General features: G+C 68.5%; 15 protein-coding genes and 1 pseudogene. 11 read left to right on the top strand and 5 right to left on the bottom strand.

Going from position 1 to position 19367, the window contains the following annotated elements; all coding sequences use genetic code 11:
- The first annotated feature begins 44 nt into the window (after positions 1 to 44).
- The 3 genes from ABZ794_RS17865 to ABZ794_RS17855 are packed head-to-tail and all read left to right on the top strand — an operon-like array spanning position 45 to position 3873.
- On the top strand, positions 45 to 659 hold the full coding sequence (locus ABZ794_RS17865) for a lysophospholipid acyltransferase family protein (RefSeq protein WP_357516344.1): 615 nt from the start codon (positions 45 to 47) through the stop codon (positions 657 to 659).
- A gap of 20 nt (positions 660 to 679) precedes the next feature.
- Positions 680 to 1375, top strand: coding sequence for a hypothetical protein (locus ABZ794_RS17860; protein WP_357516342.1), 696 nt, complete (start codon positions 680 to 682; stop codon positions 1373 to 1375).
- A gap of 59 nt (positions 1376 to 1434) precedes the next feature.
- Complete coding sequence (locus ABZ794_RS17855; RefSeq protein WP_357516340.1) at positions 1435 to 3873, top strand: ATP-binding protein; 2439 nt, start codon at positions 1435 to 1437, stop codon at positions 3871 to 3873.
- A 51-nt stretch (positions 3874 to 3924) separates the two neighbouring features.
- On the opposite strand, the gene ABZ794_RS17850 is transcribed toward ABZ794_RS17855, so the two are convergent.
- On the bottom strand, positions 3925 to 4080 hold the full coding sequence (locus ABZ794_RS17850; protein ID WP_357516338.1) for a hypothetical protein: 156 nt from the start codon (positions 4078 to 4080) through the stop codon (positions 3925 to 3927).
- Positions 4081 to 5052: 972 nt separating this feature from the next.
- Here ABZ794_RS17850 and ABZ794_RS17845 point away from each other — a divergent pair.
- Both ABZ794_RS17845 and ABZ794_RS17840 read left to right on the top strand, forming a co-directional pair.
- Complete coding sequence (locus ABZ794_RS17845; RefSeq protein WP_357516623.1) at positions 5053 to 6231, top strand: IS701 family transposase; 1179 nt, start codon at positions 5053 to 5055, stop codon at positions 6229 to 6231.
- Positions 6232 to 6488: 257 nt separating this feature from the next.
- Positions 6489 to 6776, top strand: coding sequence for an NIPSNAP family containing protein (locus ABZ794_RS17840; RefSeq protein WP_357516336.1), 288 nt, complete (start codon positions 6489 to 6491; stop codon positions 6774 to 6776).
- Here ABZ794_RS17840 and ABZ794_RS17835 read toward each other — a convergent pair.
- Positions 6771 to 9958 (bottom strand): annotated as a pseudogene (locus ABZ794_RS17835) (WD40 repeat domain-containing protein). The gene ABZ794_RS17840 and the pseudogene ABZ794_RS17835 sit on opposite strands and share 6 nt — an antisense overlap.
- A 210-nt stretch (positions 9959 to 10168) precedes the next feature.
- On the opposite strand from ABZ794_RS17835, the gene ABZ794_RS17830 reads away from it, so the two are divergent.
- The 3 genes from ABZ794_RS17830 to ABZ794_RS17820 all read left to right on the top strand — a co-directional run bounded on the left by ABZ794_RS17830 (position 10169) and on the right by ABZ794_RS17820 (position 13876).
- A complete protein-coding gene (locus tag ABZ794_RS17830; protein WP_266305468.1) occupies positions 10169 to 10519 on the top strand; it encodes a hypothetical protein in 351 nt (116 codons plus the stop codon).
- A complete protein-coding gene (locus ABZ794_RS17825; RefSeq protein ID WP_357516334.1) occupies positions 10519 to 13017 on the top strand; it encodes a tetratricopeptide repeat protein in 2499 nt (832 codons plus the stop codon). The genes ABZ794_RS17830 and ABZ794_RS17825 overlap by 1 nt, the downstream gene beginning before the upstream one ends.
- A gap of 190 nt (positions 13018 to 13207) precedes the next feature.
- Positions 13208 to 13876 carry an HNH endonuclease family protein gene (locus ABZ794_RS17820; protein WP_357516332.1) on the top strand — a complete coding sequence of 223 codons (669 nt, stop codon included), beginning with the start codon at positions 13208 to 13210 and terminating at the stop codon, positions 13874 to 13876.
- Positions 13877 to 13927: 51 nt separating this feature from the next.
- On the opposite strand, the gene ABZ794_RS17815 is transcribed toward ABZ794_RS17820, so the two are convergent.
- Both ABZ794_RS17815 and ABZ794_RS17810 read right to left on the bottom strand, forming a co-directional pair.
- The gene (locus ABZ794_RS17815) at positions 13928 to 14179 is read right to left on the bottom strand and encodes a hypothetical protein (RefSeq protein ID WP_357516330.1); all 252 of its coding nucleotides are present in this window, start codon (positions 14177 to 14179) and stop codon (positions 13928 to 13930) included.
- A gap of 674 nt (positions 14180 to 14853) precedes the next feature.
- Positions 14854 to 15834: a DUF6745 domain-containing protein gene (locus ABZ794_RS17810; protein ID WP_357516328.1), complete on the bottom strand. Its 981-nt coding sequence runs from the start codon at positions 15832 to 15834 to the stop codon at positions 14854 to 14856.
- A gap of 291 nt (positions 15835 to 16125) precedes the next feature.
- On the opposite strand from ABZ794_RS17810, the gene ABZ794_RS17805 reads away from it, so the two are divergent.
- Positions 16126 to 16332: a hypothetical protein gene (locus ABZ794_RS17805; protein ID WP_357516326.1), complete on the top strand. Its 207-nt coding sequence runs from the start codon at positions 16126 to 16128 to the stop codon at positions 16330 to 16332.
- Here the strand turns inward: ABZ794_RS17805 and ABZ794_RS17800 are convergent.
- Positions 16329 to 17192, bottom strand: coding sequence for a helix-turn-helix transcriptional regulator (locus ABZ794_RS17800; protein WP_357516325.1), 864 nt, complete (start codon positions 17190 to 17192; stop codon positions 16329 to 16331). The genes ABZ794_RS17805 and ABZ794_RS17800 overlap by 4 nt on opposite strands.
- Positions 17193 to 17350: 158 nt before the next feature.
- Between ABZ794_RS17800 and ABZ794_RS17795 the strand changes: the two genes are divergently transcribed.
- Positions 17351 to 18061, top strand: a complete 711-nt coding sequence (locus ABZ794_RS17795) for a hypothetical protein (protein WP_357516323.1) — start codon at positions 17351 to 17353, stop codon at positions 18059 to 18061.
- Between the two features lie 555 nt (positions 18062 to 18616).
- The coding region (locus ABZ794_RS17790; protein WP_357516321.1) for an ISL3 family transposase at positions 18617 to 19367 on the top strand (751 nt) is incomplete at its 3' end.

Genomic DNA, 19367 nt, shown 5'->3' with positions numbered 1-19367 from the left:
GGAGCACGCGACGATTCGCGTTCCGGCTGTGTTGCTTGATTGCCATGCTACTGCTACGACCTGCAGCGAGCCTGGATCCGGTCGATCTGGAACTGAAGCCCAGACCCGGACAAGGGCTCATCCTGGTCGCCAATCACCGCAGCGTCGTCGACATTCTTGTCGGACTTGCGCTTTTCTGGCACTGGGGCGTCGCTCCGCGCATGTTGGTGCAGGCGCGCTACTTCGCTACGCCGGTCGCCGGACCGCTGCTGCGATTGCTGCGCGCGATACCGGCGAGCCGGGATACCGCGCGGGCAACTATGGAAGCGGCGTCGGCCACACTCCAGGCGGGCGGAATCGTGGCGCTGGCCCCAGAGGGGCGTGTCGCGCGTGCGGCCGACCGGCGGGGCGCGGTCAGTGACCTACGGACTGGCACGGGTCGTCTCGCTGCCGAGCTCGGCACCCCGATCGTTGCCATAGGCCTTGTCAACACGGACGCGGTATGGCCGCACGGAACCCGCCTACCAAGGATCAGAGCACGTAAGTCGGCGCGGCCGGTGGTAGGCGTCGCGATCAACCATGTGTCCGTGGCGCGAGGCGAGCCTGTCGCCCTCATCATGGCGCGCCTCCAGGACGCGTTATCCGACGCGGTTCGCACCGCCGATCGACCGTTGCCATAGCCGGCGAGTAGGGGGAGATCATGGCTGAGTGCATCCTGGTGTATGGGTGCGGCCGGGCATCGCGCGCCGACGCCCACCGGGAGATGGCGATACATGCGATGAACAACCGCCTGCAATCGGCGGGGCTGCCCTTGATCGCACCGCGAAACTTCGCCGCGGTGGAGGTTGTCGACGCCGTGGTTCTGCCGCGCGGAAAGCACCGGCCGCCGACGGCGTTGCCGGCGCTGATTGCCCGACAGGTCTACCGATTGGTGACTGACGCCAATGCGCGAGTCCGCGCCATCGAGGCCGCGGCGATGTCGATCAGCACGGATACCCGCATCGTGATCGCGCACTCGTGGGGTTCTGTGGCGGCCTACGAAGCGCTCTGCCTACTGCCGCGGCACAACGTGACCCACTTTCTCACCCTCGGCTCGCCGCTGGCGATCCCGGTATATGTTCGTGGGCGTCTAGCAACGTTCTCCGCGTGTGGCCGGCATGCGTGGCCCAGGACCGTCGAGTGGTGGTGCAACTTCGTCGATGGCCGGGACCCGGTGGCCTGGTGGCGTCTGCGTCGGCACTTTGGCGACGGTACGCGCATCGAGGAACGGTCGATCCGGTTGGCATCAGGCAACCCTCACAAGCTGTCGGCGTACCTTGCGTGTCCCGAAGTCATCGGCGCTCTGGGGCGGGCGCTGCTCGCCGGGCCTTCGGTGGTCGCCGAGGCAGCGGCGTAGCCATGCCACCTTCCGTCACTGTCGCGCGTCTCGTGCGCGCCGTGCAAGCCGCGGTCCGCATGATCGACAGTTTCCTGCGGACGGATTTGCCGGCACATCTGGAGAAGATTGGCCTCCGGGATGCTGTTCGGGATGACCTGCATGAGGATTTCGCCGTCCGTACCACCGATTGGGTCGTCGTTGCGTGCTTCGTCTATCGCGTCGTTGTCGCGCCGTTCGCGCTGATCGGAGGCCTTTCAACCCTGGGAACTACTGCGGAGAAGTACTTACCGGTGGTCGTTGGCCTGATGCTGTGGAACGGGCTTTTGGCCGTAGGGGTGCTGCGGCCGAGGCTACGGACATTTATGAGCAACCAGGCCTTCGCGACCATCGACATCGCCCCCGCCGCTCTAGTGAACCTCTGGGGCGCCGCGATCCTGCCAAAAGGTGCGCTCCTCCAGCCGTACCACGACGTCTTCTGGATTTACGCGATGGGCACGGTCGCGGTATGGACTGCGCTCAAGGGAGCTCGGTTCGGGCTTTGGCTCGTCGTAGGCGGCGGACTCGTCCAGCTGGGCATGGTCGCCATCAACCAGGCGCCGATCGCCGGCCCCGGCGTCGGCCACATCCTGGCCCGGTTTGGCTGGCTTGTGTCCGCAGTTCCCCTGCCGGTCGTCATCATGCGGCTGGCCAGGCAGGGCGTCGGGCTCGGCAACGCCGAGGGCCGTCGAGCCGGCCGAGCCCTGGAACGGATCCAGGCCCTCCGGCTGATACACGACACGGTGTTGCAGACCCTGGCGCAGATCGCTCAACGGGCGGTCGCCAGTGAAGTTCCGATCGAAGAGAGAACCCGCCACATCCACCGTCTCGCGGCCGACCAAGTCGCCTCGCTTGACCGGGCGATCCTCCTCGACGACCAGCAACGAACCGGTCTGGTTGACGGTCTCCAAGATCTTGTGCGCCGCCTCGACGTCCAGAACCTGCGAGTCGAACTGGTCACAGCCGATCTCGCCGCGGATCCGCCCCGGGCAGTCGCGGACCGTCTCCTCGCTGCTACCCGAGAGGCGCTCACCAACGTTGGCAAACATGCCGGGGTCGACCGGGCTGTGATCCATGCGGCAACAAACGGCGCCGGATACGAGGTGACGATCCGCGACCATGGCCGGGGGTTCGACGCAACGGCACGGCGATCCGGTGTCGGCATACCGGAGTCGATTCACCGGCGGATGACGGAGGTCGGCGGCCACGCCGCGATCTGGTCGGAGCCAGGCGGCGGTACGCGGGTGAAGCTTGTGGTGAACTTCGACGCGGTACGCAAGATGCGAATAGGCGTGGCCCCACACGCGGCGATCGCATTGAGCCCGACGACCTCGACAAGCGTGGATGCACTGACTAATCAGGCGCTGGCCTGGTTCGTGGTCGTCGCGCTCACCTATCGCGTTGCGCTGAGCCCCCTGCAGGTGAGCGGCCTCTTCGCGAACTTGGACGGTCGACAGGAGTGGCTTTTTCTCGTGGCGGTTGTTGGCGTTCTGGCATTTGACTTTGCACTTCTGATCGCGCTCCTTCTGGGTCGGTTCGCCCGGGTGTTCAGGTCGTGGGCATTGGTTGCGGTTGACCTTGGCCTGACTGCTGGCCTCAACCTCTGGTCGGCCTACCAACTGCCGGAGGGGACGCTGCTCGCCCCCGGTCACGAGGTGCTCTGGGGGTACACCCTCGGTGCAGTCGCGTTCTGGACAGGGCTGCGTGGCGTACGCGCCGGCGCCGCGATCGTGGCGGGCGGGCTCATCCTGCTCGTCGTGATGACTATCGCGAACCACACCGCGCTCTCGGTCGGCGTACTCCCACAGCTGGTGACCCGGCAAGGATGGCTGATCGCCACGTTCGCAATTGCCTGGCTCCTGACCCGGCTCGCGCGGCGGGGCGCCCAGCAGGCAGTTGACGAGGGCATCAAGACCGGACTAGCAATCGAGCGCGCGTGGGCTTTGCGTGACCTCTACTCCAGCGTGTCCCGGTCGTTGCTCGCGATCACGGTGAAGACGCAGAGTGTCATCAGTCGTGATGATCTCATGGATATACGTGGCATTGCTTTAGACGAGGTGGCCCGCCTCCGGTCAACAATCGACCACAGCCGGTCCGGCTCAAGGTTCGCGGCCGACCTCGGTCGGCTTGTAGCGACATTCCGCAGCGGTGGGCTGCGGATTGAGCTCGTCACGTCTCAACTGGCGGCTGACCCACCAAGTGCCGTCTCGAACGCCTTCCTCAGCGCGGTTGACGGGGTGCTGCAGGCCGTTGTCAACCACGCCTCGGTCTTTCACGCAGTGGTGCGAGCCAGCAGCACCGGCGAGGGATTCGAGGTCGTGATTCGAGATCACGGACTCGGCACACTCAAACAGGCGGATGTCGCCCGGCGCCTGGCCGACGCTGGCATGAGTCACGTCGGTGGCTCGGCCAAGATTCGTTCTGAACCCGGCAATGGGACGAGAACCCAGTTGAGTTGGCGAAGTCCGACGGCTGGCTGAGGGCGAGACCGGTTCCGGATGTTGCCGGCGCTCCAGTCCCGCCCTGAACCGCTAGATGCCGAGAATCGTGACTAGCCACAAGGTCGCCACGAATCCGCTGACGAAGATCACGTACAGCACACACATGCGAATCGCTCGGGCGCTGCTCTCGCTGCCGTCGCGCACGGCGTGCATGATCTCAATCATGGCTCGAAGAACCAACTTCACTTCGCACCCCTTAGCCTCTCGTGTGGTTCCCAGGGTGCGGCAACGCCAATGTGGAGGGTAGACAACAATTGTCGGTATCAGTCCTGGCAGAATCACCCCCGCAATCCTCCGGCGAGCGATCTTACGGTCGGCGCGTGCCGCGATCCGCGCCCATCTGGCTTGAGCACGATCGGCACGCCGGCGGGCCCCCGGACGGTCGATGAGACTGCACTCACCGCACTGAGCGGCAACGAGGTGCTGGGGTTGGCGGCGTGGGCGCGCCGGACGAGGTGGGCGAGGTCCTGACAGTGGACGGACGAGTTGCGGTACCCGCGCTCAACGCTTGGTCGATGCGGCAGATGCCCACCGCCGTGACAGGTCTACGACGTCGCCCAGCGAACGGCTTACCGAGCCTGCCCGTTGCGTCGTGGCGATCGGGCAACCGATGGCGGCGACGTCTTCGACCGGGGATTCCGGACCCGGCCGGCTTTACCTCCTACTCGGCCAGCCCATTCCAGGCACCTGACAGCCGCAGCGCGTCTGTTTCGCTACCACCAGCGTGTTGATCGCCCGGCCCTGCCGCAGATCTACACCACCGGCAGCGACGACACCAAGACTTCGCGGAAGCCACCCGTAGCCACGACGTGATGGTCGCCGCCTACACCCGACACGGCTGTGAGCTCAGTACCCTGCCATGCATTGATGTCGCCTCGCGCGTCCGGTCCATCCAGCAACCCAACAGCCATCGATCAGCCATCTCTGGATCGCCTCGCCCAAGCTGCCACGAGTTACGAGACGTCTCTGAGGTCGTCACGGCTTAATACTCCAGCCGCACTTGCCTGATCTGAAGTTTCGGCAGCTCATCGTCAGGATCGGCTGCCGAGTCATGTCGGCCGTGCAGCTGCAGACGTCGATGCTATTCGCCGGATGGGGTACGTGGTCGCACCGTCTGTCTGTTGTGGCTGGTCGGAGGGCGGGCAGGCTCCCGTGCTTGTGATGATCGATGAGATCGTGGGCTGGCGGGCTGGGTTGGACGATCTGCTGGCGCGGTTTGCGCACCGGTTCGGGCGCGCAGAGCCGCGCCGGCAAGCGCTGACCTACCTGGTCGGGTTGCTGTCGCCATTGGCGAGCAAGAACGGCTGGACCCTGGCAGAGGCCGCCGGCGATGCGACACCGGACCGGATGCAACGGCTGCTCAACCGGTCCGCGTGGGATCCGGACGCTGTTCGTGACGACCTGTTCGCCTACGTGAGCGAGCATCTCGGCCACGACGACGGGGTGCTGATCGTCGATGAAACAGGCTTCCTGAAGAAGGGCATCAAGTCGGCTGGGGTGCAGCGTCAGTACTCCGGTACGGCCGGGCGGACGGAGAACTGCCAACTTGGGGTGTTCCTGGCCTACGCCAGCCCGGTCGGGCGCACGCTGATCGACCGGGAGTTGTATCTGCCCCGCGGCTGGTGCGACGACCCCGTCCGCCGCGAGGAAGCCGGCATCGAGGCGAACAGTGGGTTCGCCGCCAAGCCCGCGCTGGGCCTGCGGATGATTCAACGCGCCATCACCGCGGGCCTACCGGCGAGGTGGGTCACCGCAGACGAGGCATACGGACAGGACTCGAAGTTCCGGACCTGGCTGCAGCAGCACCACATCGGTTACGTCGTCGCCGTGCCCCGCAACCAGCGGATCCCGACCACGGCCGGCAACTCCCGCCCGGACGTCCTCGCCGCGAATGCGCCGGCCCTGGCGTGGAAGCGGCGCAGCTGCGGCGACGGCGCCAAAGGGCCACGGCTCTACGACTGGGCCGTGGCCTCCCTGCCCGGCGCCGCCGACGGATACGGCCACTGGTTGTTGATTCGGCGCAGCATCACCGACCCCACGGACCTGGCCTACTACCTGTGCTTCGGCCCCGCAGGCACCCAGGACGAGGACCTGATCCGCATCGCCGGAACCCGCTGGGCGGTCGAGGAGTGCTTTCAGACCGCCAAAACCGAGGTCGGCCTGGATCATTACCAGGTGCGTCGGTACGTCGCCTGGTACCGCCACATAACACTCGTTCTGTGCGCCCACGCCTACCTCGCCGTCACCGCCGCCCACGCCAAAAAGGGGGCGCCGGACACGATGACGGCCTCATTCCGCTCACCCTCGGCGAGGTCCGCCGTCTGCTGGCACACCTGATCACCACCATCCGACCCTTCGATCACATACATCGATGGTCACGATGGCAGCGCCGACACCAGTACCGCGCCAAGACAGCCCACTACCAGCGAAGATGCCGACTCCACCAAGTGCGGCTGGAGTACTAAGGGCCAGAGGGTGAGCCAGAGATCTCGTCCGGTGCTGGACTGGGTGGCCGGCGCGGGTCCATTGCTTCGGTTAGGGTCGATGGCGCCCTGGGTCGCGCCACGGATGAGGTGACAGGTATGGCAAGGACTGTGCAGATCCGTACCTACACGGTCCGTGCGGGGCTGCTGGATGAGTGGGTGGACCGGTGGCAGCGTTTGGTCGTCCCGCTGCGTCGTGATCTTGGTTTCGAGATCCATGGGTCGTGGAAGGACCGGGCGCGGAATCAGCACGTCTGGGTGATCTCGCACGAGGGCCCTGAGTCGTTCGATGAGGCCAACGCTGCCTACTGGGCCTCGGAGCGTCGCAAGGCGCTCGGCTTGGATCCGGACGATTACCTGGTGGGCGAGGAGACCCGCGAGGTCGAGCAGACGCTATGAGTCCGCATCGCCGGGCAGTAGGTGCGCCTGCCTCTCGTCGTCGGTGAGCGCGCGGAACACCCGCGAGCGCGCTACCGCGGTCAACTCGGCCAAGTCGACGGATTCTTCCCAGACGCGGGCAGTGCCGTCCGCTGAACCCGTCACGACCTGCCGCCCGTCCGGCAAGCACGTCAGGCTGGTCACGCCGTCACGGTGGACGCCGATCACCTCACTGTGGTCGTCGTTCGCGCTGCCCCAGATCCGTACGGTGCGGTCGTCGGAGCAGGATGCGAGGCGCTGGCCGTCCGGTGCCCATGCCACTGCGCGGACGCGCTTGTCGTGGCCGGTCAGTACCCGCGGCTGGTCTGTGCCGGTGAGGTCCCAGACGCGGATGGTCCAGTCGGCGGAGCAGGTGGCAAGCCTGCTCTCGTCAGGCGCCCAACTGATGGCGTCCACGTAGTTCTGGTGACCGGAGTGGACCGTGCTGTCGCCGGGGTGCTCGATGTCCCAGACGCGGACGGTTCGGTCGTCGGAGCCGGAGGCGAGGTAGCGGCCGCTCGGCGACCAGGCGAGCGCTCCTACCCAGTCGGCGTGTCCGCGCAGGACGCCGGCGGAACTGCGTGTGCGGACGTCCCAGACTCGTACCGAGTTGTCCTTGCAGCCTGCGGCCAAGCGGGACCCGTCCGGTGACCAGGCCAGCGATTCGACCTCGGCCCCGAAGCGCACGTCGCCGTCGGCGCCGGCCAGGTGGGCCGAGCCGTCGCGCAGGGCCACGGCGATCACGTCGGCTGTCGGTGAGCAGGCAAGGGCCACGACCGGTTCCGGCCACGTCGTGACGTCCGCTGTGCCGTCCGGCTGCCAGGTTCGTACGGCGCCGTCGGCGCCACCGGTGACGATCCTTCCCGTCCGATCCAGCGGGAGCGCGGTGACCGGTCCGTCGTGTCCGGCGAGGAGCCGTTGTTCGGCGCCATGCGGCTGGATCGTCCACAGCCGGGCGGTGCCGTCACCGGAACTGCTGAGGGCCCGTCGCCCGTCGGGAGACAGTGCGATGGACCAGGCGACCTGGGAGTGCCCGCGTAGCTCGGCTACTTCGCGCAATCTGCGGACGTCCCAGGCGCGGATGCTGCCGTCGCCGCTGGCGAACACGACGGTGCGGCCGTCGGGGGACCAGGCGACCGACCAGACGGGTGATCCCTGACCGCCGATGACGTGTCGGGTTTCGCCGGTCGCCAGATCCCAGATTCGTACGGTGTGGTCACCGGAGCCGGTGACGAGTTGGCTGCCGTCGGGGGACCAGTCGACGGCCTCGACGAAGTCGCCGTGCCCCGTGAGCCTCTGCTCCGCTGTAGCTGTGGTGAGGTCCCAGACGATGACGGACCGGTCGTGGGAGGCGGAGGCCAGCCGACGGGAGTCGGGGGCGAACCGTAGGCCCCACACGTCCCCTTCGTGGCCGACCAGATGAGCGGCAAGCTCCCAGGTGGCGGTGTCCCATACCTGGACCGTCCGGTCCCGGCTTGACCCGGCGAGGCGGGACCCGTCGGGTGACCAGGTAACACCGCGTGCCACGTCTCCGCATGGCAACACCGCGACCGTTGCCGCCGTTGCCGCGTGCCACACCCGGATCGTGCCGTCTCGGGAGGCGGTAGCGAGCCGGGTGGCGTCGGGGGACCAGCCGACGGCGTCCACCATGCCGGTGTGCCCGCGCAGCACCCGGACGACCGTGCCGGTGTCGGCGTGCCAGATCCGCGCGGTGCCGTCTCTGGACGCGGTGGCCAGATGCGCCCCGTCGGGTGCCCACGCGACTCCGCGGACGGCGTCGGTGTGTCCGGCGAGTACTGCCTCGGTGTGGCTGAACGCCAAGGCTGCCATCAGGGCCCGGCGGGCAACGGGCGTTGGCGGGCACTCCTGGAGGGCGGCCGAGGTCAGCAGCACCGCGAGCTCCGGGTGCCGGTCGACGTTGCCGAGTGCGAACTGACCGATCGTCTCCGACACCCGGTGCAGGAACGCGGTGTCCCGGCTGCGGGAGGCGTTCACCAAGGCGCGGGCGGTTGGGCTGTCCTGGCCGGCCGACTCCATTGCTTCCAGCCACTGCCCGGCCAGCGCAAGCCGTTCCCCGGTGAGGAGGTAGTCGGCGCTGCGCCCGGCGTGCACCCAGTCTGCCGCCCACCGTTCCAGCTCGGTACGCCGGCGCAGTTGCTCCGCCCGCGCTTCCACTTGCTGGCGCAGCGGCGCCCACTGGCGGAACAACGCCTCGTGTGCGACCTGGGCGTAGGGCTCACCGTCGATCACGTCGGTGGTGAGCAGCCGGGCGTCGGTGAAGACGGCGATCATCCGACGCTGACTGTCGGAGAGGTCCCGCAGGGGCACCCGGCGTCGGGTCGGTTCGGTGCCCTCCATCGCTACCAGACGGAGCAGGGTGTCCAGGACGTCCTCGGTGCTGCTGTCGTGGCGCACGTCCGCCATGACGCTGTCGGCTTGGCGGCTCAGAGCCCCGGCGACGCCGCCGAGTGCCTGGTACGCCTGGCGGGTAGCCGTCTGGCCGGGCCCGGACGCCCGGTGCAGCTCCTGAAGCAGGTACGCCAGCAGTGGCAACGCGTCCGGTGTAGCGGTGTCGGCGACGATCTGGTCGACGAGACCGTCTTCGAAGCGCAAGCCGGCGAGCTGGGCGGGCTGCTCCACGACCGCGACAAGGTCCGCCGGTCCGCGAGCACACCGAGCGGTTCACCTGCCGGCGTGACCGCTGGCAACACCTGCCACCGTCCCACTCGCAGCCGGGGAACCACGCCAGCATGCACCAGTGAGGACTTGCCGCTGCCGGAGGCGCCGGTGACACAGACGAACCGGTCGGACCCGTCCAGACCGAGCTCATGCAGGCGTCTTACCAGCTCAGCGACCTGCTCCTCCCGACCGAAGAACACCGACGCGTCCTGCTCCGTAAAGGCAGACAACCCGGGATAAGGGCTGCGATCCGACCGCCACATCGGCCGCGGACTACGGGGCGCCTGCCACCACAGCACCAGGCCGTTCCCGACGATCAGCACCACCAACAGAACGATCAGCGCCGGACCGGCAACCTGACGGATCCCGGCCGTCAGGGGTGACGTGTCGGCATTGGCGAAGAAGTTCGCCGCGATCTCCAGCAGGACGGCGATGATGAGCAGCGACAGTTGAAGGGCAATAGGTGGACGTCGACTCGGCCGCACCAACCCTCCCAGCGATGATCCCCGATGGGTTTACGGTAGCGGGTATGCGCCCGCCCGCGTATCACGGCGGCACCGACCGGCGACCTTGAGCCTTCCTGCGCCTGCTGCGGGGCGCTCCGACTCGACCTGCTCCGGCCGCGCCCGACAGCCACGGCCTCACCCGGGGTTCCTCGGTAGCGCGTCGCTTGACGAGCACGTCAGGATGACCTTATGAGGTCGCGTCGTCACATCGTGTTGTTGATCACGGGGCTGCTGGTCGCCGTGTTGGCTAGCGCCTTCGTCGTCCTGCGGTGGGACTCGGCCGACAGGATCGCGACTGCGGTGTCCGCGTTGGCGGGGCTCGCCGGGGTTGGGGTGGCCCTGTGGGCCGCTCTGCCTACAGCCCGGTCCGGAGTCCGCGCCCGGGAGACGGGGGCGACGTGGGCCCGGGGCGCCGGGTACGCCAACTCGGGCATCGACGCCCCGGCCAGCGACGCCACGCCGATGGAGGTCTCCCGCACCGGGGACGCCACGGCCGGCGACGGTGGACAGGCGATTACCGGAATCGTTCGCCGTCCCTGATGAACCGCGACCACTCCGACGTACCCACCCCGGCCGGGTACACCCTCTCCAACACCGGCGACGCCTGGGCGGACGCCCCTGGCAGCATCGCCATCTCCGGGTTCGTCGACGGCGACGTCACCCTCGGGCTGCCGCGCTATCGACTGACCGCCCTGGCCGGCGGGACACCACGCCCGGCGGAGACCCTGCGCCTCGCCGAACTGCTCGACGCACGGCATCGTGTGGTGCCATTCCTCGGCCGTGACGAGGAGCAGCAGTCACTGGGGGAGTGGCTGACCGCCACACGCGACCGGCCGGACCGCGCGGTCCAGCTGATCCACGCGCCGGGCGGCCAGGGCAAGACACGCCTCGCCGACCAGTTCGCGGATACCGCCCGCAAGGCCGGCTGGGAGGTGCTGCGGGCATATCTTGATCCCGGTGAGCCGGATCGCGTCACCACGGGTGATCAGCGTCGGGCCACCGCCGGGCTTTTGGTGCTCGTCGACTATGGCGACTGGTGGCCCGCCAGCGACCTGCGAGCCCTGTTCACCGATCCTCGACTGCACCGCGAGGGCCCGGTCCGGGTGCTGGTGTTGGCCCGGGCCGTGGGGTACTGGTGGCAGGCGTTGCGGCACTGGCTGCGGGCCACCCTGGGGATGGCGGTCGACGAGTTCGAGCTGGCCGCGTTGGCACCCGACGCGGACACCAGGGAACGGCTCTTCCGTACCGCTGCGGCCCGCTTCGCCGCACTCGTCTCCCATGCGCGAATCGACGCGGTGCGTGTGCCGGATCTGGCCGACCCGGCGTACGGATCGGCACTGAGTCTTCAGCTGGCCGCGCTGGTCGCGGTGGCGGTCAGCCACGATCGGACCCTGCAGGTGCCGTCCACGTTGGTGGACATGTACGGATACCTGCTCGACCGGGAGGTCGGGCACTGGCGGCAGTTGCTCGCCGGCGACGCCGTCACCAGCGGGGTCGAGCAGCTCGATCGCGTGGTTCTCGTCGCGATGCTGGCCGGTCCCGTCCCGTACCACGTGGGCCAGGCGGTCGTGGGTTGCGCCGGTGTGGGCAGCGAGCCGGGCAGGGTGGCCCAACTCCTGGCCGATCACTCGACCTGCTATCCGCCCCGCAACGCCGGGTGGGTGTTGGAGCCGTTGCAGCCCGACCGGCTCGGGGAGGCGTACCTGGCGCTGGCAATTCCCGGTCACCGGTGGTCGTCGTACGCTCCGAAGCCGTGGGCGGTCGGCGTCGTCCGCGCGCTGCTGCGCGGTGCGGGCATGCCCACCGCGCCGGCGGCCCGGGTCCGGGCTGGCGCGCTCACGGTGCTCGCCGAGGTGGCCGCCGGCTGGCCGCATGTGGCCGCCGCAGTGCTCCTGCCGGCCCTGCGAGACGACCCGGCGCTCGCCACCGCTGCCGGCGGGGCGGTGCTCGCGAAGATCATCGACCTGCCGGACGTGGACGTCGAGCTTCTGGCCCGGATCGAACCCTTCCTGCCGCCCGGACGTCACGTCGACTTCGACAACGTGGCGCGCGAGGTGGTGGCTCGCCTCGCCGCTGACCGCCTGGCCCGGGACCCGGACCCGGTCGAGCGGGCCCGGTTGCACATCGCGTACGGGCGCCGATTGGCCAATGCCGGCGACCGTGAGGCCGCGCTGGAGCAGACCGACCTGGCCGTCGCGGCCGGCGAAGCCGCAGTGGCCGCCGCCTCGCCGGAGACGTCCGCGCTACTCGCCCTGGCTCTGCACCTGCGGGCTCACCGACTCGCCGCCCTGACCCGCTACTCCGCGGCGTTGGCCAGTGTGCGACGGGCCGTGGAACTGCTCACCCCGCTCGCCGAGGGACCGGGCGACGATGCCGGGTCGTTCCGGTGGGCGCTCGCGGAGGCGCTGGACAATCTCGCTCTCCGGCTGTCGCACGTCCAGTTGCACGAGAAAGCCGAGGTGGCGGGTCGACGGGCGGTCGAGTTGTTCACCGGTGGTCGCAGATCGGCGCGGGGTGAGCGGGGACTCGCCGGGGCGCTCGCCAACCTGGCGGTGATCGAGGCGCATCGGGGCCGGCGCGAGGAGGCGCTGGCGACCGTCCGTCGTGCGGAGCGGATCTGGCGCCGGCTCAGCGACGACGAGCCGTCGGTGTACCGGCCGGAACTGGCGCTGACGTTGAACACGGTCAGCCTGCGCCACGCCGAGCTGGGGCAGCTGAGCGCCGCGGTGGCGGCGGCCGAGGAGTCGGTCGGAATCTTCCGCGACCTCGTCCGGGCCAACGCGGTGGCCTTCGAACTCGACCTGGCCGCCGTGTTGGCGAACCTGAGCGGATACCTCTGGCAGCTGGACCGTCGCACCGAGGCGTTCCAGTACAACGCCGAGGCCGAGGAGATCTTCGGCCGCTGGGGCGGGGCGAACCCCCAGGCATTCTCCCTGCACCTGCGCCATCTCCGGGAGAACATCGCGGCGATGCGCGCCAAGCAGTCTCCGGTCGACCTGCGTCGCTGGGAGTTGGGCGCGCAGTCGTTCAACAGCTGATGGGCGTACCGCGCGTGCCCAGAACAGGCGGCCGGCGAGGCTGCGTTAGATCGACCCGGCCCGTGCCGCACGCCAGCCACAGAGCGCTTCAAAGTTCCTGGCTGCTTCCTCACCCCTTCACAAAGGCGCCCTTCGATGGCAACGATCGTCAGAGACGGTTGCCGTCCACCCCAGTGCCGAGGAGGCCCCTATGCGGGTAACCCCAGTCCCTGCACGTTTCCCACGTGTCACGCGCCATGCCGCCGCAGTCGTCCTCGCCGCCGTCGCCGTCCTAGTTGGCGTCAGCGCGCAGCCCGCGTCCGCCGCACCTCCCGGGATCCCGTCGAAGGCGACGGCGCAGTCGCAGCTCAACGCCCTGACCGTGGCGGCACAGGGCTCGACCAGCGGCTACTCCCGTGACCTGTTCCCACACTGGGTCACGATCAGCGGTAGCTGCAACACCCGCGAGCAGGTTCTCAAGCGCGACGGCACCTCCGTCGTCGTCGACAGCTCCTGCGCTGCCACCTCGGGCCGCTGGTACAGCCCGTACGACGGCGCCACCTGGACGGCCGCCTCCGACGTCGACATCGACCACGTCGTCCCCTTGGCCGAGGCGTGGCGCTCCGGCGCGAACTCGTGGACGACCAGCCGCCGGCAGAGCTTCGCCAACGACCTCACCCGCCCGCAGCTGATCGCGGTGACGGACAACGTCAACCAGTCCAAGGGCGACCAGGACCCCTCCACCTGGCAGCCGCCCCTGTCGTCGTACCGGTGCACCTACAGCAAGATGTGGATCACCGTGAAGTACAGCTGGGGCCTGACCCTGCAGTCGTCGGAGAAGTCCGCCCTGCAGGGCATGCTCAACACCTGTAGCTCCTGAGCGCGATCCGGCTGACGGTCTGCGCCCCGAGGTGCAACCGTCAGTCGGGTGCTAGGTCTGCTGTGGCGGCTGGCTGTCGCCGGACTGCTTGCGCCACTGGCCGCCCGCGTCGGCGGCGAGGAGGCGCTTGACCATGGCGAGTGCCTCGCCTTCGGTGTCGAACTCCCACCGAAGTACCCGGCCGGTGTCGGTGTCGCCGGCTCGGGCGGTGACCTTCCACCGGACCTCGCGGGTGAGCCAGACATCTCGGCGACCCAGGCGCCCCCAGATCCCGTTCCACCACCCCGCCGCCACATCCTCCACCAGCGAATCGTACAAGCGTTCGATTAGCGGATGATGTTGGGTAGCGGTGCGGCCGGGCTGGGGTGGTGTCGTTCTCTGGTCGGAACACCGGCCGCTCAGGCGTTGGTCGGTTGGCAGCCCATGCTGACGTCACTGGTCCTGGGCGACAGGGCCGTCGTACTGGAAGGCTGGCGGGTCGACGTCGCCGGAGCAGCGGAGGTAGCGGTGCTGCACCGGCGGGCTGGGATACTCGCGGGCACCGACGTAGGCGCCGCTCTGCGGCAGGACGATGGCCTACGGAAGGGACCCGTCGTCGTCAACCTCAATGTGGGTGATGCGCCCGTCGGCAGGTCCGCCGAGCAGCCATGCCTCGACAGCGGGCATCAGCGATTCCCCGTCAGCGTGGCGGCGGCTGTCAGCAGCCGGCGACGGGCGGCGACGAGGGCGGCCGTCGCGCCGACCAGGCCTGTGACACCGGCGAGGTGCTCCAGTGGCGTCGGCCTATCCGTGCGCCGTGATCGGCTGCGTTCACCCCGGGTCATGGCAGCGCTCCTTCTTCGTTTGGATGGGACGTGGCATCGTCCCCGGGCAGGTACCTCAGCAGGGGTGATCCGGCCGATCAATGCCTGATCGCATTAGCTGTGGACAACTCAGGTGCCTGTGGATAGCCAGATGATCACTGCGGGCTTCTGGGATCATGCGCCGCTCGTTGCCGATCCTGAGCGAGGTGGGTCGATGAGAACGCCGTCATGGGCCCACACGTGGTGACCGTTGCGCCATTGAATAGCTGGCCCGTCGTCGGCATGGAGACGGTCCTGCTCGTCGAGTGTGAGCAGGATGGGTCGCTCACTCATGACCACCGTTTCGGGGAAGGGCCACCAGGGTCCGCTGGTCAGCGCGACGTCGCGGCAGCCCTGCCAGGCGGCGCCGGGGTCCGTATCGAAAACTCTGCGGTAGGTGTCGATGGCCGCCAGGACCATGAGGTCGGGGTAGAAGCACCAGGCCGGGTCGAAGAATCGGTCGTTGAGGTCAGGTGTGCTGTAGCGGACGACGGCACGAGCCTCGTCGTTCTGGTCGACGAGCCCGTGCTCGTCGGACCAGTACGAGGCTGGTTGGAGCGTGTAATCGGCGCTGATCGCGCGGTCGATCGCCGACCACGCTGGGCTCAGGACGTGCCGGTAGGTCTGGTGCACGGCGTGAAGCACCGGCCGCAGCGCCGATCGCTCGGACGGCAGGACCGGTGGGCACCGGTAGGGGCGCTCCATCATGTCGTACCGCTCGTCCATGCCGTCGTAGCGTTGCCCGCCGTAGAACCCCTTGCGTTCGAAGTAGGAGTGGAACTCTCCGAAGGCGCTCAACCGCTCGGTGTCGCTGGCTCGATCCACCAGTGGGCTGCGGGCCGTAGACAGCGCCTTGTTCAACACCGCGCGACGCACGGCATGGACGAGTGGAACCTGTCCGGCCTCGATCAAACTCCTGACGAGGTCGAGGGCGGCCCACGGGGACGGGCACCAGATGAACTCGGAGGGCTCGGGCCTGCCAGCGGCGCGATAGGCGGCGCGGGCCGCGGCTTTGGCGTGGCCATAGTCGGCCGGTTCGGATGTCAGGACCGCACGGGCCCATGTGCGGGCGATGTCGTCGGCAACGGGGTGGGCGGGTGTGATCGAGGGGTCCACGGTTCCATCCAATACGTGTTGGTGTCGTTGGCAAGAGACCCGGGCTGGACGTCGGCGACGAATGTGCGGGGAGCCACGACGGCCGGGCACAGGGAGGGCCCCGTTGCGGTCCTTCCCCGCTGCTTCGCCTCTCGGCCGGGCGATCGCCGCAGTCAAGTCGGAGCTGTCTCAAGGGACGCGCCGGGGCGCTCCTGGCACCGACGGCACCGTCGTAGCTCATACGTCATCGATGACGCACACCTAGCTAGCAACGGACAGGGCCCCTCAGGCGTGAGCACTCACCTTGGCCGCATGCGCACTCGTGCGACTGCAAGCAGACGGCAGCAGGGAGGGTGGGAGAAGTCTCAGGCCTACCAGCGGGCCGGATCAGCCGCCGCCCGCAAACAGGTAGCCGAACGGTTCCTGAGCACCTGGGCCGACGGCTGGTCGCCACCCATGGTCGCCCGGGAGGAGCTCTACGCCCGCGCCCAGCGACTGGCCAAGTCAGCGGCCCGCTAGCCGGGCGGGCAGGGCGGCAGGTTAAGGCCGCCGCGGGATGCCGGGGCAAGATAGACCTCGGCGATGTAGCCGGTGGCGCCGCTGGGGATGGTGGCCAGGTACCAGCGGCTGGAGGTGGCGGCGTGCGGGTTGTGCTCGATGCCGGTGCTGGTGGTGTCGGCGTTGGTCATGGTAGCGCCGTCGCGCTGGCACAGAACCTGCACGATGGCGCCGCCCCACATCGTGGTGGCCGGGACCTGGCATCCGTTGCGGGCGCAGAACGGGATCGGCCTGGTGGACAAGTAGGCCGGGGTGGAGTCCTCGAGGAGCCCGTCTGAGCCGGTGGCGATCTTGTTTGCCACCACGGCGGCGACCGGCCCGGACGGCGCAAGCGTGGGCGGGGCGTCGGTGTACGGCCGGTGCGGCGCAGGAATGAGCACGATGACGGTCGCGGTCACCGCGGCCAGTCCCGCCAGGACGAGCAGGGCGATGCGCGCTCGACGACGGTTGTTGGTCGGCTCAAGCGGCTCAGCCACGGCGCCGTCCTGGTCCGCAGTGCCGTCGTGATCGACGGCGGCGGTCGCGCTGTGTTCAGCTGGTGGCGCGACTGCGGCTTCGAGTTGGGCGCGGACCTGGTCCCAGCGGATCTGCCACGGACCGGGCGGCTCTCCGCAGGCGAGCAGGAATGCCTCGACGGTTTCCCATGTCGGCAGGTGATCACCACCAACCGCCTCGGACAGCGCTGTGCGAGAACGGCCGGATGCCCGGGCCATCTGCAGGAATTTCGGCGAGCCGGCCTTTTCCCGAACCAGACGCAACTCGGCGGCGAACGCCTGAACCGGACCGGCGCTCGGATCAATCGGGCGTAGCGGCCGCGGCATCGCACATCCTCCTGATAGACCGTCGTCCCTGTTGGTAGACCGTCGCCCGCCCAGGAGAACCTGCGGCCGGTTTGGCTGGACTATGTCAACAACCGGCCCAGCCGGATAGCGAGGTGTCAATGTTCCGGCAGCCGGTTCACTCTGTGGAGGGAACGTCTATGTCAGCACCACTCAACCGGACCATGGCCGTCGTTGCGGTGCTCGCCGCGTGCGCCAGCCTCATGGTCGCGAGCCCCGCTGCGGCGCAGTCGGGTCCGCGCCTCGCCGACACCAAGACCACCACGCGGGCTGCCGTCAGCTCCAGCTGGTGGAACGCCGTTGGCTCCGGCAGCCTGCGGGCCAACCCCCACACCGACTACGGCAACGCCGGGACGTTCGGCGCTGGCGACTCGATGTGGCTGCAGTGCTACTTCTTCGGCGGGCCGGCGGGGCAGTACGGCAACAAGCTCTGGTACTGGGCCTACAACTACACCCGGGGCGAGCAGGGCTTCATCAACGACACCAACCTCAACACGCCCGGCACGGCCGCGAACCCCCAGCCGCAGGCCGAGCCGTGCCTGCCGGCGGGCACCGGGTCCGACTACAACTACCCCGGCGACCCTCAGTTCAAGGTCGTCAACGCGGCCAGCACGGTCAACTGGGGGAACTCGCCCTCAACGATGTGGGCGGCCGGGTTCGGTTTCGTCAACAACGACACCGCGCAGCTGCACTGTTACTTCTTCGGCGGGCCGGCGGGGCAGTACGGCAACAAGCTCTGGTACCTGGCCTACGACGTCAACCGCAACACCTACGGCTGGATCAACGACACCAACCTCAACACGCCCGGCACCGCTGCGAACCCCCAGCCCCAGACCGGCCGCTGCTGGTAGCCGGCGCACCGCTGCTCGAAGGCGAAGGCTCCCACCAACGGGAACATCGAGCGGGGCGGGAAGGGACGAGCGGACTCCGCTGGAGTCCGCTCGTCCCTGATCGGTTCCCCGGTACCAGCCACGGAGGCTGGCACGCAGGCCGTCGGGCAGAGGGCAACGCCAGGTCGGCGGTGCGGGTCCCGAGGGGGCCGGGTGACTAACCGAGTGACGACGGGGACGGACTTCGACGGACGGGCGTGGACGAAGGAGGACCGTTCTTGCAGCTCACTAGTCATGGGGGAGCAGGTCGGGCGGCTGTGTTGGTTGCCTGGGGGTCAAGGAGTCGGGTCATCTGCTGGATGGTCGCAAAGGAACGACTGCGCCGCAGCCTTCATGGCCGCTACCGCCTCCTCTGCCTGGTCATTCGTTGCGCCCCATCCGCCGTACAGCTTTAAGAAGCGATCCCTCACCGCTCGAAGCTCCGGCATTCCGGAGTAGTGTCAACGCTGGCTGAAAGTTGGCTCTGGCACACATTTTGTGAGTCGTGCTCGCTGAGGGTTCGGGTTGGGTGCCGGGGTGGAGATCATCGTGGCGTTGCTTCCGCACCTGGTTGGCCTGCGGCTGGAAGCGGTGGTGGTCCGCGGCGTCGGGGTCAGGATCGACGCGGCGACCCGGACGGTTCGGTCCGCGTGTGGAGTCTGCGGCACCTGGTCGACCACCTTGCATGGTTGCTATGTGCGGCGGCTGGCCGACGTCAGGCTGGGCGGCCATGAGGTGTTGGTCGCGTTGACGGTTCGCAGGTTCACCTGCGTCAAGCGTCGGGTGCCGGCGGCGGACGTTCGTCGAGCAGGTGCCCGGGTTGACCCGTCGCGGTATGCCCGTCACACGGTCCTGGCGGCGGGTGACCTGCAGGCGGTCGCGGTGGCGTTGGGCGGTCGACCGGGCTCCCGGTTGGCGCATCGGTTGGCGGTGTCGGTGTCTCGGATGAGGTTGATCCGGATGATCCGGCGGATGCCCGACCCGCCGCCGGTGACGCCGACGGTGCTGGGTGTGGACGACTTCGCCCGACGTCGTGGGCACCGATACGCCACCGTGCTGATCGACATGCATTTCCGCAGGCCGATCGACGTTCTACCCGACCGCACCGCCGACACCCTCGCCGCCTGGCTGCGCGAACACCCCGGCGTTCAGATCATCTGCCGCGATCGCGGCGGCAGTTACGCCGACGGCGTCCGCAAGGGAGCACCTGACGCGGTTCAGGTCGCTGACCGGTGGCACCTGCTGAAGAAACCTCAGCGACACCATCGAGAAGGTCATCCGTGGGCAC

Origin of the sequence: Micromonospora sp. NPDC047187, from assembly GCF_040643355.1 — a bacterium.
Classification (GTDB): domain Bacteria; phylum Actinomycetota; class Actinomycetes; order Mycobacteriales; family Micromonosporaceae; genus Micromonospora; species Micromonospora salmantinae.
Note: the sequence above shows the minus strand (reverse complement) of the source record. Positions and strands in the feature narration are given on the sequence as shown.